General features: G+C 57.2%; 1 protein-coding gene. It reads right to left on the bottom strand.

Annotation, left to right across the window (positions count from 1 at the left end):
• Positions 1 to 246, bottom strand: a 246-nt coding sequence (locus AC0L3J_RS38145; protein WP_473350579.1) for an aminotransferase class III-fold pyridoxal phosphate-dependent enzyme, incomplete at its 3' end; no start/stop codon positions are given.
• Positions 247 to 264: the final 18 nt, after the last annotated feature.

The raw sequence follows: 264 nt of genomic DNA, 5'->3' as shown, positions 1-264 counted from the left end.
TGCATGTTCACAGGCAAACAGTTTCCCGGTACGACCAAATCCAGTGGCGATCTCGTCGGCAATCAGCAAGATACCTTCGCGATCGCATATTTTGCGGATTCGTTTTAACCATTCCGGATGGTACATGCGCATCCCGCCTGCGCCCTGGACAATCGGCTCAATGATCACCGCCGCGATTTCATGACGATGCGCCGCCATCAGGCGGGCAAAGCCCACCATATCGCGCTCATCCCATTCGCCATCCATGCGGCTTTGCGGGGCGGG

It is taken from the genome of Bradyrhizobium sp. Kon37 (assembly GCF_055807535.1).
Note: the sequence above shows the minus strand (reverse complement) of the source record. Positions and strands in the feature narration are given on the sequence as shown.